This is a genomic window from Clostridium sp., assembly GCF_036660475.1.
Taxonomy (GTDB): Bacteria; Bacillota; Clostridia; order Clostridiales; family Clostridiaceae; genus Clostridium_J.
Map to the genome: position 1 here is coordinate 1 of NZ_JAVXAO010000014.1, position 14,274 is coordinate 14,274.

Below are 14,274 nucleotides of genomic sequence, written 5' to 3' on the forward strand. Positions count from 1 at the left end.
CTGCACAACCAGACCAACCTCCACCTATTACAACTATCTTCAATATAGTCTCCTCCCTTCAAATATATATTTAGGACTGGTTTGCATTTTACAAAGCCTTCTTAACTTCTCATCATTATTCATTATAGTGCAACATCCACAAACCCCTTCTCCACAACACATTTTCTCATTATTTGAACATGAGAAATGTATATTTTTATCGTAAGCTTCTACTATCTTCATTATCTGATAACTAAGTATATCTGCGCTATCACAATGTACAAGTTCAATGTCTCCAGCAGTTAAAAGTCCATCCAAAATTCTTCTGCATTTCACATCTAAAATTCCACCCATACGAAGTGTATTTGTCCTTATTATTTCAGGTGAATATTTTTTCAAATCCTCATCTATAAATATAGTATCTAAATTTCCTTCATCAATAATTACCGTCACCTTATTATTATTGTTGTAGAGTTTTTCCATTACTGGAACCATTGGTGCCTGGCCAATTCCTCTACATATAAGAATACAATGTTTCTTTTTCACTTTCAATAAATTCTCAACCCCTAAAATACCATTCCAAAATGGACCTTTCACTAGAATATAATCATCCTTATTAACATCTTTTAAAACCTTAGTTTTTAGCCCCTTAATCTCAATAGCCAAAGTAATGATATCATGTCCAGTGTCACTATCCATAACACAAATAGGAGTATCAAAAGTCTGCTCACTATCTTCTTTTCTTATAAATACAAATGATCCTGGTCCAACAAGTTCACTTGCTAATTTATTTGTAACTTTTACCTTTAGTATTAAAAGTTTTTCATTTACTGCCTCTTTATAAACAACCTGGAATCGTTGATGTCTTCTTCCCTCTTTAGCCTTAAAATCATTTTGCGCAAATTCTTGATAAATGCACACACCATTCCAATTTACACAGTCACAAAAATCTTTGCCATCCAAATGAGAACACAGTATACAATTACCTGATTCTGCCAGATGACAAGGACAATATTCACTTCCACAATCTATACAGTTATATGGTTCATAGCCCATAATTTTGCCTCCAGAATTACTATATTATCAGAGTATTTAATAAAAAGTTATTTGCTACTATTTCTGAAAAATTTTTAGTATATCACTTCAAAAAAAACTAGAGAGTCAAAAGTATTTTAATACTCTTATCTCTCTAGTATTTTATGATTAATTTTACCTATTCTTTAAACCTGTGATCCTACCAATTTTACATTGCAATAAATTTATTTCTTTTGTAATCTATATTTTATTTCATCCCATAACCCTATTTTTTCAACATCCTCAATTGAATGTAATGTAACAGCGTACTTAGATTTTAATTCATTAGTTATAGTTAACATCCCTATATCCTCGGTAGTTCTTATCGGAGTTGATATTTCATACTTCGGAATTACAATTTCTCTACTAAGTGTTTCTCCATTTTTAACTGGTAATATCAAATCCTCTGTAGCAACTAATTTTAGTGGTTCATTCTTTCCCCTAACCTTAATATCTCCTAACACCTCTCCTGCTTCTATAACTTTTTTATACTCATAATTTTCTTTAACATACTCATATATCCTTTGACTTTCCTGCCACCTTGGAACACAATTTAATGTTACTACAATTATCTCATTATCATTTAATTTAAATGAACTTACAAGACATTTCCCTGCTTGCCCTGTATATCCCGTTTTAACTCCTGTACAATTTGGTTCTTGATATAAAAGCTTATTTATATTATTAAATTGTCTTGAAAATATAATTCCTTCCTCATCAGATATAAGTTTTGTAGATACAATTTTGTTAAATTCTTCAATCTCCTTTGCTTTCTTTGTTGCAATTGCTAAATCATAAGCAGATGAATAGTGAGATGTACTATCTAACCCATGCGGTGATTCAAAATGGCTATCTAAGATTCCTATTGACACCGCTAGTTCATTCATAACTTTACAAAATTTCTCTACTGAACCACTGGTTCCTTCTGCTATTGCAATGGCACAATCATTCCCTGACTTTAGCATAAGCCCATATAAAAGTTCTCTCAATGTAACCTTTTCTCCAGCCCTATAGCCAACCTTTGAACCTCTTACAGATGCAGCATTTTTTGATATTTCAATTACTCTATCCAAATCCCCATACTCTAAAGCAACCAGTGCAGTTATTATCTTAGTTGTACTTGCCATTGGTATAACCTTATGTGCATTTTGATCAAATAAAATCATTCCTGTTGTTGCATCAATAGCTATAGCTGAAACTGCATCTACTTTAATTGGAGTTGCATAAGCATTTCCTACTGAAATGTTACAACAAGCAAACAAAAATACAAACAAGAAACACCATATTTTTTTTTTCATTTCTTCACTCTCCCAGCATAATTTTATTTCACTTAATTTAATTTGTTTTTCAAATTAATATTTCCATAAATTTGGTTTAATTATTTGTTAGCGCCCTAAATATTATTTCCCTTAATTAATTTTATTATTTCTATCTAAGCTCTTTAAATCTTTAAAAAAATGAATATATAATCCGTAGTTGGTTAAAATTTCAAACAGAATACTATGGAGGTTTAAATAATAATAATGAAATATTTTTTATATGCTATAGCCATAGTTGCATTGATTTTATTATTTCCTATTCCTATAAAAATAACTCTTACATATTTGAAGGGAATTTTCACCGTAAAACTCTACAATAAAACTATAGTTCCATCTGAAGGTAAAAAATCAAAAAAAGAGAATAAATCTAATATGAAAAAACGCGTAGAAAATTTAAATTATGAAGACATTCAAAAATTTAAAATCAACGATATTGTAAATGTTTTTAATTTCATTATCAATTCAAAGTTTAAAGGTTCTATACGGACTAATATTCATGTAGATTATTCTATTGAAGATGCAGCTATAAATGCAATAACCTATGGTCTTATTAATCAATTTTCAGGCTATGTGGCAGTCATTTTAAATTTATTCTTTAATGTAGATGGTTTTAATTCCTCCATAAATATGAAATATGACGAACATTTCTTCGAACTTAAAAGTTCTAGTATAATTTCTATAAATATAGCAACAATTATATATATAGTTATATCAAGCTTTTATATTTTTAAAAAAGGACGAAAACAGCAGTCCTATAGGAATGTTAATTTAAAGGAGGAATTTAAAAATGGATAATCATCCAATAGAAAATTTAATGAAATCAACTATGGAAAATATTAAGAACATGATTGATGTAGATACAGTTATAGGTAACCCAGTTACTGCACCCGATGGTACAACAATTATTCCCATTTCAAAAGTATCCTTTGGCTTTGCCTCAGGCGGTAGTGAATTTAAAAATTCAGTTGGAGATGCTTCTACTAGACATCCATTTGCTGGTGGTTCCGGTGCTGGAATCTCTCTAAAGCCAGTAGGCTTTCTAGTTTGTCATGGTAACAATATACGATTCCTTTCTGTAAATGAAACTAATCCTTACGATAAACTACTTGATGTAGTTCCACAAGCCATTGACATGGTTTCTGAATTCCTACATAAAGATGACGCTCTATCTACAGAAATTTATAACCCATGTGATCCTTGCGACTAATTGTAAATTCAACTTTAATATTAGAATGCCTTGATGACCATGTCATAAACAAAGAAGCATTAAAATAATTATTAGTTATTTTAATGCTTCTTCGTTATAGTATATAATAATACTGTAATTAAAATGTATATACCTATATGTTTCAATATACTTTTAATTTATTATTTATTAATGCTGTCTAAGCTATCCTAAAGTCCCATATTAGCTTCAATTTCTATACTTCTATCTAACTCTTCATCTACTTCATTTTCATCATCAATAAAATTCTCTATAGACGGTAGTTCCCCTAGTGATGTAAAATCAAAGTGTTTTAAAAACTCATTTGTAGTACCGTAAAGATTAGGTCTTCCTATTACATTCTTCTTTCCGCACTCCCTTATAAGTCCTTTTTCCACCAATGTATAAATTGCTCTATCACTTTTTACTCCACGTATATCTTCTATTTCAATTCTAGTTATTGGTTGTTTATATGCAATAATTGATAAGGTTTCAAGGGATGCCCTTGAGAGTGACTGTCTTACATTAGTTTTTAGAAGCATTTGTACGTGGTCACTATTAATTGGTTTTGTACCAAATTGGTAGGCTTTATTTATACATATTAATTTAATACCCCTTGATTCATCTTTTTCATACAAACGTTCTAATACCTTTAATAAATCTGTAGCAAACTCTTCAGAACATTCTAAAATACTAGCTATAGTGTCAATTCCTAGAGGGTCACCACTCACATATAAAAGAGATTCTATAATCGAAAAATATCTTTCATATTTACCTTCATCTATAAGATAATTTAGTTGATAATCTAACTCATTAACTACCTCTTCAATATGACTCTTTGGCTGAATCCCCATATTATTAATACTCACCTTTACTTCGCTATTTTTATAAGTATCATTATTCATACTCGCCAACTCCCTCTAAATATATTTCGCTAAAGTTTCCATTTTGAACCACTTTAACATCCTTTAATTTTATTAATTCTAAAAGTGCTAGAAATGTTACAATAACTTCTATCTTACTTTTATTATTCTTAATAATACTAGCAAATGTTGTATTTTTCCCATAATTCAAAACTTCCTTTAGATGCTCCATCTTATCTTCTATTTTAAATACCTCTATTTGAATCCTTTCTTCCATATTGAAGCCATCATTCATTTTATTTAAATATATCTCAATTAAACTATTATACATATTATAAAGATCCATCATTGTTACATTTCTTAGCAAATCTTTTGCATCTTGCTTTTTTTCTCTAGTATCCTCAATAATTTCAGGACGTTTTGTAAAAGTAACACCCGTATTCATTTGCCTTGTCCCCAAAAACTCCGCTGCATTTTTAAATTTTTTATATTGAAGCAGCTTGTCTATAAGTTCTTGTGCATCATCTACTTCTTCTATTTCTGGCTCCTTTTTCTTCGGTAGTAATACCTTTGACTTTAATTCAATCAAGGTTGCTGCCGTAACAATAAATTCTGAAGCAATATCAAGATCAAGTTCCTTCATTTCACTTAGGTAGCCTATGTATTTATTTGTTATTTCTAAAATGCTTATGTTATATATATCCATTTGATTTTTTTTAATTAAGTGCAATAAAAGATCAAAAGGTCCTTCAAAATTTGAAGTTTTTATTGTTAACGCCATTTATTCACCTTCTTTATGTTTATATCTTTAAAATCCTTTACACTAAATTATACCCTAAAATTTATTAAAAGTACATGAATAAACCTTTACTAAACCAATCTCAATTATGACAATTATTATTATGATTATTTTAAACTAATAATTTTTAACTTTATAATAAGTAGTTGTTAAAACTAATAATACAGGATTATTAGTTTTTTCTTCACTCGTTTAATATTTAAACCTAAAACTTATTATATAATTAAAATAAGAAAGTCATCCAAAAATTTAGAATGACTTTCTTACTTTTTATCAGTTATATATTACATGGGGATGTATATTATGAACTGATTACCCTGATTTTTAATTTAAAACAAATCACAACTTCCTTCTTAATTTAGAACTTTATTTAAATTGAGTGATCGAAAATATTTGATAACAAATCCTTCATATTATTAAAAAACTGAGATTCCTTAACTTCTCTATCACTGTATAGTTCTACTTTTCCTAATAGGTCTTCGCCATTATAAACTTCGCAATATCCAACAACATCACCTTGGTTTATTTTCTTTAAGTCCGGTGATATAATTGTTTTTTTACTAAGTTTTTGCTCTGTACCTTTTTCAATAGTTACTTTAAAATCTTCTTTTGCTTTTGCTATAAAAAATCTATCACCTTTTTTATTTATAGGTATTTGTTCTACCTCTTCATCTTTATTAACTATAGTTTTACTCTGAAATTTAGCAAATCCAAAGTCCATGAGTTTACTTGCATCTGCGTTTCTTTGCTTATATGATGGTGCTCCCATAATTACTACAAGCATTCTAACATTATCTCTATTTGCAGTTGCTGATATACAATACATAGCTTCCTGGGTAAATCCCGTTTTTAAGCCATCACACCCCTTATAAAATCTTACTAATTTATTATGGTTAACTAATTCAATTGGACTCATTCTACCCTCTGATATAGTCTCCATGTATATTGATGAGTATTTTAATATTAATGGGTGATTTAAAAGTTCTCTAGACATTATTGATATATCTTTTGCTGTACTTAAATGACCTGGTGCACTAAGCCCTGTGGCATTTTCAAAATGAGTATTCACCATTCCGAGCTCGCTGGCTTTTTCATTCATCTTAGCAACGAAAGCTTCTTCACTTCCTTCTAAAAATTCTGCCATTGCAACTGCGGCATCGTTTCCAGATGCAATTGCAATACCCTTAATAATTTCTTCTACAGTTCTTACTTCTCCAGTGTCAAGTATCATACTACTTCCACCCATAGATTTAACTTTTTCACTACAAACTATTTTATCTTTAAGTGTAATTCTACCACTATCTAAAGCCTCCATAGCGAGTAACATAGTCATTATTTTTGTAACAGAGGCAGGTGCGAATTTTTCCTCTGAATTTTTTTCATAAATAACCTTACCTGAATTTGGTTCTAAAAGTATTACTGATTTTGCCTGAGGTTCAAATCCAACCACATTATTAGCGGGTTCAGTTTTTATATCCTTATCCTCAGCAAAAGCACTTGGTAATATTATAGCCTGCAATGAAAATATTACAGATAATAATAAAGTTAAAATAAATTTATTTTTTTTCATAACTAACCTCCACAACAATTATTATGAGGTTATTTTTACCTCAATCTAAAAAATTATCCTTAATTCTTGGAAATTTTCCTATTCTTTTTGTTTTTCACTGTGATAGCTTGTAGTTTAATAAATATTAAATAAAATAAGCCTAACTAATATTGTTACAATATTAGTTAGGCCTATGACTTTTATATTAGTTAATTATCTCATGTATCAATGGTATATTATTCTCATATACTTCAACTATTTCGTAGTTACTTATAATACCTACTTTAGCCTTTTCAACAAGTTCTTCTTTGTTGCTGTGAATGTAAGCAATAATATCGCCTTCCATTACTACATCACCACGTTTTTTATTAAGAACAATACCTACGGCTAAATCTATAACACTTTCCTTTGTAGCTCTTCCTGCTCCGAGCTCCATAGCTACTATCCCTAGATTTTCAGCATGAATTTTTTTAACTACCCCTGCTGCTTGTGCAATAATTGGTACTACATATTTAGCCTTAGGCAATAAATCCGTATTATCTATGCAATCTATTTCTCCACCTTGAGCCTTAACAAACTCTTTAAGTTTTTCAAGTGCTTTTCCTGAAGTTATAGTTTCCTTTAACATATTCTCAGCATCTTCTACAGTTTTAGCCTTCCCTGCTAACATTACCATACGACTACCAAGGGCTAATGATAAATTAAATAGATCTTCTGGCCCTTTACCTTTAAGCGTATTTATAGCTTCCTCAACTTCTAATGCATTACCAATGGCAAATCCTAGTGGCTGATCCATATCAGAAATTACAGCTATAGTATTACGACCAATATGCTTTCCAATAGAAACCATCTCCGTTGCAAGTTCCTTAGCCATTTCTGTAGTTTTCATGAAGGCCCCATCTCCAACTTTTACATCTAAAACAATAGCATCTGCACCTGAAGCTATCTTTTTACTCATAATACTAGATGCTATTAAAGATACATTGTCTACAGTTGCTGTAACATCTCTTAGCGCATATAATTTCTTATCTGCTGGTGCTAAATCTCCTGTTTGACCTCCAACTGCTATCTTGATAGTATTTACATTGTTAATAAATTTTTCTGTAGGCATTTCCACAGAAAATCCTTTGAATGACTCTAACTTATCTATAGTACCTCCAGTGTGTCCAAGTCCTCTACCTGACATCTTAGCCACCGGAATCCCAAGAGCTGCAACCATTGGTGTAAGCACTAATGTTGTAGTATCTCCAACCCCACCAGTACTATGTTTATCAACTTTAATTCCTTTAATTTCACTTAAATCTAGCATATCTCCGGAGTGTACCATAGCCATTGTAAGTTCTGAAGTTTCTCTTTTGTTCATCTTCTGAAAATATATTGCCATTAAAAGTGCTGAAACTTGATAATCCGGAATATTTCCTTTAGTGTAATTGTCCACAAAATAGTTTATTTCCTCTTTCGAAAGTTCTCCACCATTTCTCTTCTTCAAAATTAAATCATACATTCTCATAGTATTACCCCACTCTATAATTTTCTATATTAAATAAATGTTTTAAAACCATTTAGTGTTGATAATATCAAATCATTATCAACACTAAATTAAAACATAGGTAAATTAACTCTATTATAAACTCTTAACTATCCCTTTAACTAAAGATACAAACTTAGATTTTACCATAGTTGAAGTCTCTATAACTTCTTCATGATTTAGTGGTTGATCTAAAATTCCTGCTGCCATATTTGTTATGCATGAAATTCCTAGAATTCTAATACCACAGTGATTAGCTGCAATAACCTCTGGTACTGTAGACATTCCTACTGCGTCTGCTCCAAGTATTCTTGCAAGTCTAACTTCTGCTGGAGTCTCATAAGTAGGACCAGTGAACATCATGTAAACCCCTTCTTTTAAATCTATATCAAGGGAAGCTCCAACACTCTTAACAAGCTTTGCATACTCTCTATCATAAGCTGTAGACATATCTGGGAATCTAGGTCCAATTTCTTCTTCATTCTTCCCTATTAAAGGATTTGCTCCTGTGAAGTTGATATGATCTGTGATTATCATTAAATCTCCTGGCACAAAGCTAGTATTAACTCCTCCACAAGCATTTGTTACCATTAATGATGTAACACCTAAATACTTCATAATGTGAATTGGTAATGCTATCACGCTCATATCATGGCCTTCATAGTAGTGGAATCGCCCCTGCATCATAATAACTTTTTTACCCTCTAAAGTTCCACATACAAATTGTCCTGCATGACCTTGTACTGTGGAAACTGGAAGATTTGGCACCTCTGAATATTTAATAACTACTCTATCTTCTACCTTATCTGCCATATCGCCTAACCCTGATCCAAGTATTATTCCTATCTCTGGGCTAAAATCTAACTTACCCTTTATATATTCTACGCTTTCTTTTATTACCTTTATATCCATTTTAAATTCTCCTTCATATCTTTAATATATTTTTCCTATGTTTATTACTTAAAGTAAGTTTTTAAAACTTTCTCCAACAAGTTGATTCTCAACACTTAATAAATCTAAAATAGTTTTACCTATATCACAGAATCCATCCCTTGTTCCCAAATTTACATTTTCATTAATATTCTTACCATATACCAAAAGTGGAATATACTCTCTTGAGTGATCTGTGCTTGAAGTAGTTGGATCACAACCATGATCAGCAGTAATGATTAATACATCATTATCGCCTAAATTCTCTTTAAGTTCTGGTAATCTATCATCAAACTCCTCTAGAGCCTTAGCATATCCAACTGCATCGTTTCTATGTCCAAATTTCATATCAAAATCTACAAGATTAGTAAATATAAACCCACTTGAATGAGACTTCATCATTTCAATAGTCTTATTTACTCCATCCATATTATCCTTTATAGATATAGATTCTGTTACACCCTTACCTGTGAATATATCTTTGATCTTTCCTACAGCCATAACTGGAAGGCCTGCTTCACTTATATATTCAAGAATAGTTTTATTAAATGGCTCTAATGCATAATCATGTCTGTTGGCTGTTCTTTGGAATTCACCCTTTTTCACCCCTATAAAAGGTCTTGCAATTACTCTTCCAACCATGTTATCACCTACTAGCATTTCTCTAGCAATCTCACACATTTTATATAACTCATTTATTGGTACTATATCTTCATTGGCTGCAATCTGGAATACACTGTCTGCTGATGTATATATTATAGGATACCCAGTTTTTACATGCTCTTCTCCTAATTCTTCAATTATAGCTGTACCAGATGCTACCACATTACCTATGGTCTTTCTGCCTATTTTTTCCTCAAATTCATCCATAATTTCTTTTGTAAATCCATTTGGATATGTGTTAAGGGGTTTTTCTAAAATAACCCCAGCCATTTCCCAATGACCTGTGATTGTATCCTTACCCTTTGAAAGCTCGTTACATCTACCATATACGCCTTCCGGATTTTCACACTTTATAAGATTTACTGCTCCATCAATTGAGCCTATACCTAAAGCTTCTAAATTAGGTATAGAAAACCCTTTAACGTTTTTCGCTATATTTCCCAATGTATTACTTCCTTCATCTCCATAAAGCTTTGCGTCTGGAAGTTCTCCAATACCAACACTATCTAGCACGACTAAAACTACTTTTCTATCCATGATACTCTCCCTTTCTTCTTAGACACTAATATCTATATTATATCTAATATATTATACTTATATAAGCAAATAATTTTATAGTAGATTATATTATCCTACATATTTAAATTTTGGCTTAAATCTAAATATATATTTATATATAGCTATTATACCATAATCTAAAACTTATATTAAACTAAGAATTCAGTTTATCAGAATTTCACCCTTGAAACAATATTAAATAATAAAATCTAAAAAAATTTCTAAACTCCAAGGCAAACTACCTATTGAAGCTTAGAAATTTGACTATCTAACTATTAATTTAAAGGTATAGATATACTTATATATAATTTGTAGTGGCTTGCTAACTTGTCCACCTACTAATATACTATTTTGGTGAATATGATTATACTCATAAAAGTGATTTAGTATATACTCTAACACATTTGGAAGCACACTGCCCATGATAATAATAACAAAAAAACATTCTACATATATAACTATGAACTTTCTAATGTCACTTCTCATGTTTAAACCCCTAATCCCTTAAGTGCAAATTTTATAAGTCCTGGAGTCACAAATGACTCAAATAAAAACCCAATAAACATTATTCCTGTAATGCATATAAACATCATAGTATAAGACCTTACACTATCACTTGGTTTTGTCATAATACGCTTGCTAAATTTTTCTTTGACACTTCCGATAGAAAACTGTAATGCTAGGACAGACAATAGTATAAGGCATGGTATATATATAATATTTTGAGGTAATACAGCTAAAATTGATAGAAGTAATCCCCTTTGTTTTAATCCATATATAAAAAAACTAAAGGTGAATCCCAAGGAAAAACCTTTGTATATGTTTAATAACATAATCATTGGCGCACCAACTATCGTTAATCCTAAAAACCAAAATCCAATAATTATAGGTAGGTTATTCTTCAGGGTGCCCATTAATATTTCTTTATTTGACAATCCATCTATTGCTGAAGAAGAACTTAATAACGTAATATAGTTAACTAAGCTATCTTTTTCTGCATCACCCATATACTTAACACAATACAACCCAACAATTATTCCTGTGGCCATAAAGAGTATTGTAGCCAGATATAACCATATGTTTTCGTAAAAGTGTTTATTAAAACCATCTAACAAGCTTCTAAATGTCATACATATTCCCCCTTAGTTTGTTTACGAATTTAATAATGTTTATGACTAAGGTGGCATTAATATTACAAAAATAATAATATATAATTACATTCTTTCATTCTAATATATTACTCAAGTTGAAAATTTTTATATTCCTCAATTTGTAAATCTTAAATCTTTCAAATTCATCTCTATTAATTTAATATTTTAGTTATTAACCATTCTTTTGGAGTATTAAGTTTGTTTTCTGTTAGCTAATGAATATAAAAAATTTTATCTAAACCAAAACTTCTAACACCTCACACTTAACAATAATTAGTAATTCAATTAATATCAATCATACAAAACACCTCCTGACAGTTTGGAATAAATCCAACTGATAGAAGGTGTCTTCAATACATATTTAATATTAATTTATTAGTATTTAAAATACTTTGTTGCTATAAACAACATAGATTTGACATTTTAAATTACTTGTTCAACATTCATTTCACTAATTTTCTTATCCTAATTAGCCACTCTATTTTTAAGTCTAAGCTTGTCGGCTACCATTGCAATAAACTCACTATTAGTAGGCTTGCCCTTTTCATTGTGAATAGTGTATCCAAATAGCTTGTTTATAGTGTCAACTTGACCTCTACTCCATGCTACTTCTATTGCATGTCTTATAGCTCTTTCTACTCTACTTGCAGTGGTATTATATTTCTTAGCAATGGCAGGGTATAATTCTTTAGTCACAGCTGATAATAATTCAATATCATTAACAACTAAAGTAATAGCCTCTCTTAAATACATATATCCTTTAATATGTGCTGGTACACCTATTTCGTGAATTATATTAGTAATTTCGCTTTCTAAATCAATAGCTGAATTATTAGATTTAGCCTTAATATCTAGTATTGATGTTTGAATGCTACTTGTTTGTGTACTAGTTTTTCTTACTACGTCATCTGAAATTCGACTATTAAACATATCCCTTATTCTATTAGATAAAACATCCATATCAAAAGGCTTAACTACGTAGTAATCCGCTCCTAATGAAATAGCTCTTTGAGTTATTTTATCTTGTCCAACTGCTGATAATATAATAATTCTTGGCATATTACTTAAGTTCATAGTATTTAATCTTTCAAGAACACCTAACCCATCTAAGTGCGGCATTATAATGTCAAGTACAACTAAGTCCGGTTTACAATGCTCTATTAATTCTAGAACCTCTATTCCATCCTTGGCAACTCCCACCACGTTAATATCCTTTTGACTTAAAAAATAATCACTTAAAATATTGCAAAACTCCCTATTATCATCTGCAATTAGCACATTAATGCTTCTTTGCTCCATGTACAACTCCCCTTTTTGTAATTTTTTCCATATCCTAATTATATAAATTCGACAAAACTAATAAAACTCCTTCTTATATAAAAATTTTTTTTAATTTTCATCTTTTTATATCATTATATCATTAATTTAATCACAATATAAACATCCTATTACATAATTATATATAATAGGATGTTTATATTTTTACACAGTAATTCTAATTTCTATTTTATTTCACTAATCATCCAATCCATATAGATTCCATACCCAGTATCTGGTTTATTCACTAAAACATGCGTAACGGCACCGACAATTTTATTGTCTTGTATTATGGGACTTCCACTCATACCTTGTATAATCCCACCAGTTTTTTCAAGACACTTTGGATCTACAACTCTTATAATCATACTTTTACCATCAGGTTCTGTTTGATTTAGAAGCTTTTCTATTACTATATCAAATAATTCTGGCTCATTTCCCTCTATAGTCGTTAAAATTTGTGCTTTTCCTATCTTTATTTCATTTTTAAATCCAACCTTAATAGGTTTATTAAATTTATTGCTTATAAGATTATCATTTCCATCACCAAAAACACCACATGAATTATTAGCTTTAATACTACCTAATATATTATTGTCTTCCGTAAAAATCCCTCTTAACTCTCCTGGATTTCCTTTAGCACCTTTCCTAATTGATACAATGTTTGAATTTACAATTTCCCCCTTTCCTACTGACATAATTGTGTTTGTATCCATATCTGTAATAGGATGTCCTAATGCTCCAAATTTGCCACTTTCTTTATGATAAAATGTTAATGTTCCAACTCCTGCCACTGAATCTCTAACCCATAGTCCTATTTTATAATTTTCATCAACTTTACTAATTATCGGACTTACTGTGAAATCCATTTCTTCACCTTTTCTATTAACTGTAACTTTTATTTTCTCACCCATAGCCTTATTTACATAAGTTGCTATATCCTCTGCTTTTTTAATATAGTCCCCATTAATTTTCATTATACTATCTCCAATTGCAATTCCTGCAACTGCAGCGGGACTTTGAATTTTATTGCCATCAATTTCAATATCTGATAAAGCAATTACCAAGGCACCCTTTGTATTTATTTTTATTCCTAAGGGTTTTCCTCCTAAATAAACCATAATGTCAGAGGTTTTAGCATAATTTAAATTTTCCACTTTTACGTCTTCTGAAAAGTTTATTTTAGCACTTACAGTACTAGAGTAATCATTCATGGAAGGCACTGCTTCTCCATCGTATCTATTGAAAAAACCGTTGCTGTAATTTATAGATACACAGATGAATGCTATAGTAAATATTAAACATAAAATATTACTAAACTTTTTCATAATGCTTTACCT

At 30.2% G+C, this 14,274-nt stretch carries 14 protein-coding genes; 2 read left to right on the plus strand and 12 right to left on the minus strand.

Annotation, left to right across the window (positions count from 1 at the left end):
• Nucleotides 1-39: 39 nt before the first annotated feature.
• Nucleotides 40-1,035, minus strand: coding sequence for a sulfide/dihydroorotate dehydrogenase-like FAD/NAD-binding protein (locus tag RSA29_RS15950; RefSeq protein WP_346942417.1), 996 nt, complete (start codon nucleotides 1,033-1,035; stop codon nucleotides 40-42).
• A gap of 203 nt (nucleotides 1,036-1,238) precedes the next feature.
• Complete coding sequence (locus tag RSA29_RS15955; RefSeq protein WP_346942416.1) at nucleotides 1,239-2,351, minus strand: D-alanyl-D-alanine carboxypeptidase family protein; 1,113 nt, start codon at nucleotides 2,349-2,351, stop codon at nucleotides 1,239-1,241.
• 225 nt (nucleotides 2,352-2,576) lie between these two features.
• Between RSA29_RS15955 and RSA29_RS15960 the strand changes: the two genes are divergently transcribed.
• Together RSA29_RS15960 and ytfJ are read left to right on the plus strand one after the other, a co-directional pair.
• Entirely contained in the window at nucleotides 2,577-3,167 is a 591-nt protein-coding gene (locus tag RSA29_RS15960) for a hypothetical protein (protein WP_346942415.1), read from the plus strand.
• Entirely contained in the window at nucleotides 3,160-3,579 is a 420-nt protein-coding gene (gene ytfJ / locus RSA29_RS15965; RefSeq protein WP_346943867.1) for a GerW family sporulation protein, read from the plus strand. Before RSA29_RS15960 ends, ytfJ begins: the two co-directional genes overlap by 8 nt.
• Nucleotides 3,580-3,767: 188 nt before the next feature.
• Here the strand turns inward: ytfJ and scpB are convergent, their stop codons facing one another.
• The 10 genes from scpB to spoIVB all read right to left on the minus strand — a co-directional run bounded on the left by scpB (nucleotide 3,768) and on the right by spoIVB (nucleotide 14,262).
• Nucleotides 3,768-4,481, minus strand: coding sequence for an SMC-Scp complex subunit ScpB (scpB, locus tag RSA29_RS15970; RefSeq protein ID WP_346933294.1), 714 nt, complete (start codon nucleotides 4,479-4,481; stop codon nucleotides 3,768-3,770).
• Nucleotides 4,474-5,220 (minus strand): segregation/condensation protein A, encoded by a 747-nt coding sequence (locus RSA29_RS15975; RefSeq protein WP_346943864.1) that lies wholly within the window; start codon nucleotides 5,218-5,220, stop codon nucleotides 4,474-4,476. The genes scpB and RSA29_RS15975 overlap by 8 nt, the downstream gene beginning before the upstream one ends.
• A 388-nt stretch (nucleotides 5,221-5,608) precedes the next feature.
• Nucleotides 5,609-6,808, minus strand: a complete 1,200-nt coding sequence (locus RSA29_RS15980) for a D-alanyl-D-alanine carboxypeptidase family protein (protein ID WP_346943863.1) — start codon at nucleotides 6,806-6,808, stop codon at nucleotides 5,609-5,611.
• 184 nt (nucleotides 6,809-6,992) lie between these two features.
• Complete coding sequence (locus tag RSA29_RS15985; RefSeq protein ID WP_346943862.1) at nucleotides 6,993-8,297, minus strand: pyrimidine-nucleoside phosphorylase; 1,305 nt, start codon at nucleotides 8,295-8,297, stop codon at nucleotides 6,993-6,995.
• Nucleotides 8,298-8,411: 114 nt separating this feature from the next.
• Nucleotides 8,412-9,227 carry a purine-nucleoside phosphorylase gene (locus RSA29_RS15990; protein WP_346943861.1) on the minus strand — a complete coding sequence of 272 codons (816 nt, stop codon included), beginning with the start codon at nucleotides 9,225-9,227 and terminating at the stop codon, nucleotides 8,412-8,414.
• A 48-nt stretch (nucleotides 9,228-9,275) separates the two neighbouring features.
• Nucleotides 9,276-10,445, minus strand: a complete 1,170-nt coding sequence (locus RSA29_RS15995; RefSeq protein ID WP_346943860.1) for a phosphopentomutase — start codon at nucleotides 10,443-10,445, stop codon at nucleotides 9,276-9,278.
• Between the two features lie 285 nt (nucleotides 10,446-10,730).
• A complete protein-coding gene (locus RSA29_RS16000) occupies nucleotides 10,731-10,952 on the minus strand; it encodes a hypothetical protein (RefSeq protein ID WP_346933288.1) in 222 nt (73 codons plus the stop codon).
• A 2-nt stretch (nucleotides 10,953-10,954) separates the two neighbouring features.
• Nucleotides 10,955-11,596, minus strand: a complete 642-nt coding sequence (gene spoIIM, locus RSA29_RS16005; RefSeq protein ID WP_346933287.1) for a stage II sporulation protein M — start codon at nucleotides 11,594-11,596, stop codon at nucleotides 10,955-10,957.
• Nucleotides 11,597-12,082: 486 nt separating this feature from the next.
• A complete protein-coding gene (gene spo0A / locus RSA29_RS16010; RefSeq protein ID WP_346933286.1) occupies nucleotides 12,083-12,916 on the minus strand; it encodes a sporulation transcription factor Spo0A in 834 nt (277 codons plus the stop codon).
• Nucleotides 12,917-13,119: 203 nt separating this feature from the next.
• Entirely contained in the window at nucleotides 13,120-14,262 is a 1,143-nt protein-coding gene (gene spoIVB / locus RSA29_RS16015; RefSeq protein ID WP_346943859.1) for a SpoIVB peptidase, read from the minus strand.
• Nucleotides 14,263-14,274 lie beyond the last annotated feature (12 nt).

Excerpts from the sequence above, each read along its gene's own strand:
- spo0A (WP_346933286.1), bottom strand. The coding sequence starts at position 12,916 with ATGGAGCAAAGAAGCATTAATGTGCTAATTGCAGATGATAATAGGGAG.
- spoIVB (WP_346943859.1), bottom strand. The coding sequence starts at position 14,262 with ATGAAAAAGTTTAGTAATATTTTATGTTTAATATTTACTATAGCATTC.
- RSA29_RS15995 (WP_346943860.1), bottom strand. The coding sequence starts at position 10,445 with ATGGATAGAAAAGTAGTTTTAGTCGTGCTAGATAGTGTTGGTATTGGA.
- spoIIM (WP_346933287.1), bottom strand. The coding sequence starts at position 11,596 with ATGACATTTAGAAGCTTGTTAGATGGTTTTAATAAACACTTTTACGAA.
- RSA29_RS15955 (WP_346942416.1), bottom strand. The coding sequence starts at position 2,351 with ATGAAAAAAAAAATATGGTGTTTCTTGTTTGTATTTTTGTTTGCTTGT.
- RSA29_RS16000 (WP_346933288.1), bottom strand. The coding sequence starts at position 10,952 with ATGAGAAGTGACATTAGAAAGTTCATAGTTATATATGTAGAATGTTTT.
- RSA29_RS15985 (WP_346943862.1), bottom strand. The coding sequence starts at position 8,297 with ATGAGAATGTATGATTTAATTTTGAAGAAGAGAAATGGTGGAGAACTT.
- RSA29_RS15975 (WP_346943864.1), bottom strand. The coding sequence starts at position 5,220 with ATGGCGTTAACAATAAAAACTTCAAATTTTGAAGGACCTTTTGATCTT.
- ytfJ (WP_346943867.1), top strand. The coding sequence starts at position 3,160 with ATGGATAATCATCCAATAGAAAATTTAATGAAATCAACTATGGAAAAT.
- RSA29_RS15950 (WP_346942417.1), bottom strand. The coding sequence starts at position 1,035 with ATGGGCTATGAACCATATAACTGTATAGATTGTGGAAGTGAATATTGT.
- RSA29_RS15990 (WP_346943861.1), bottom strand. The coding sequence starts at position 9,227 with ATGGATATAAAGGTAATAAAAGAAAGCGTAGAATATATAAAGGGTAAG.
- RSA29_RS15960 (WP_346942415.1), top strand. The coding sequence starts at position 2,577 with ATGAAATATTTTTTATATGCTATAGCCATAGTTGCATTGATTTTATTA.
- scpB (WP_346933294.1), bottom strand. The coding sequence starts at position 4,481 with ATGAATAATGATACTTATAAAAATAGCGAAGTAAAGGTGAGTATTAAT.
- RSA29_RS15980 (WP_346943863.1), bottom strand. The coding sequence starts at position 6,808 with ATGAAAAAAAATAAATTTATTTTAACTTTATTATTATCTGTAATATTT.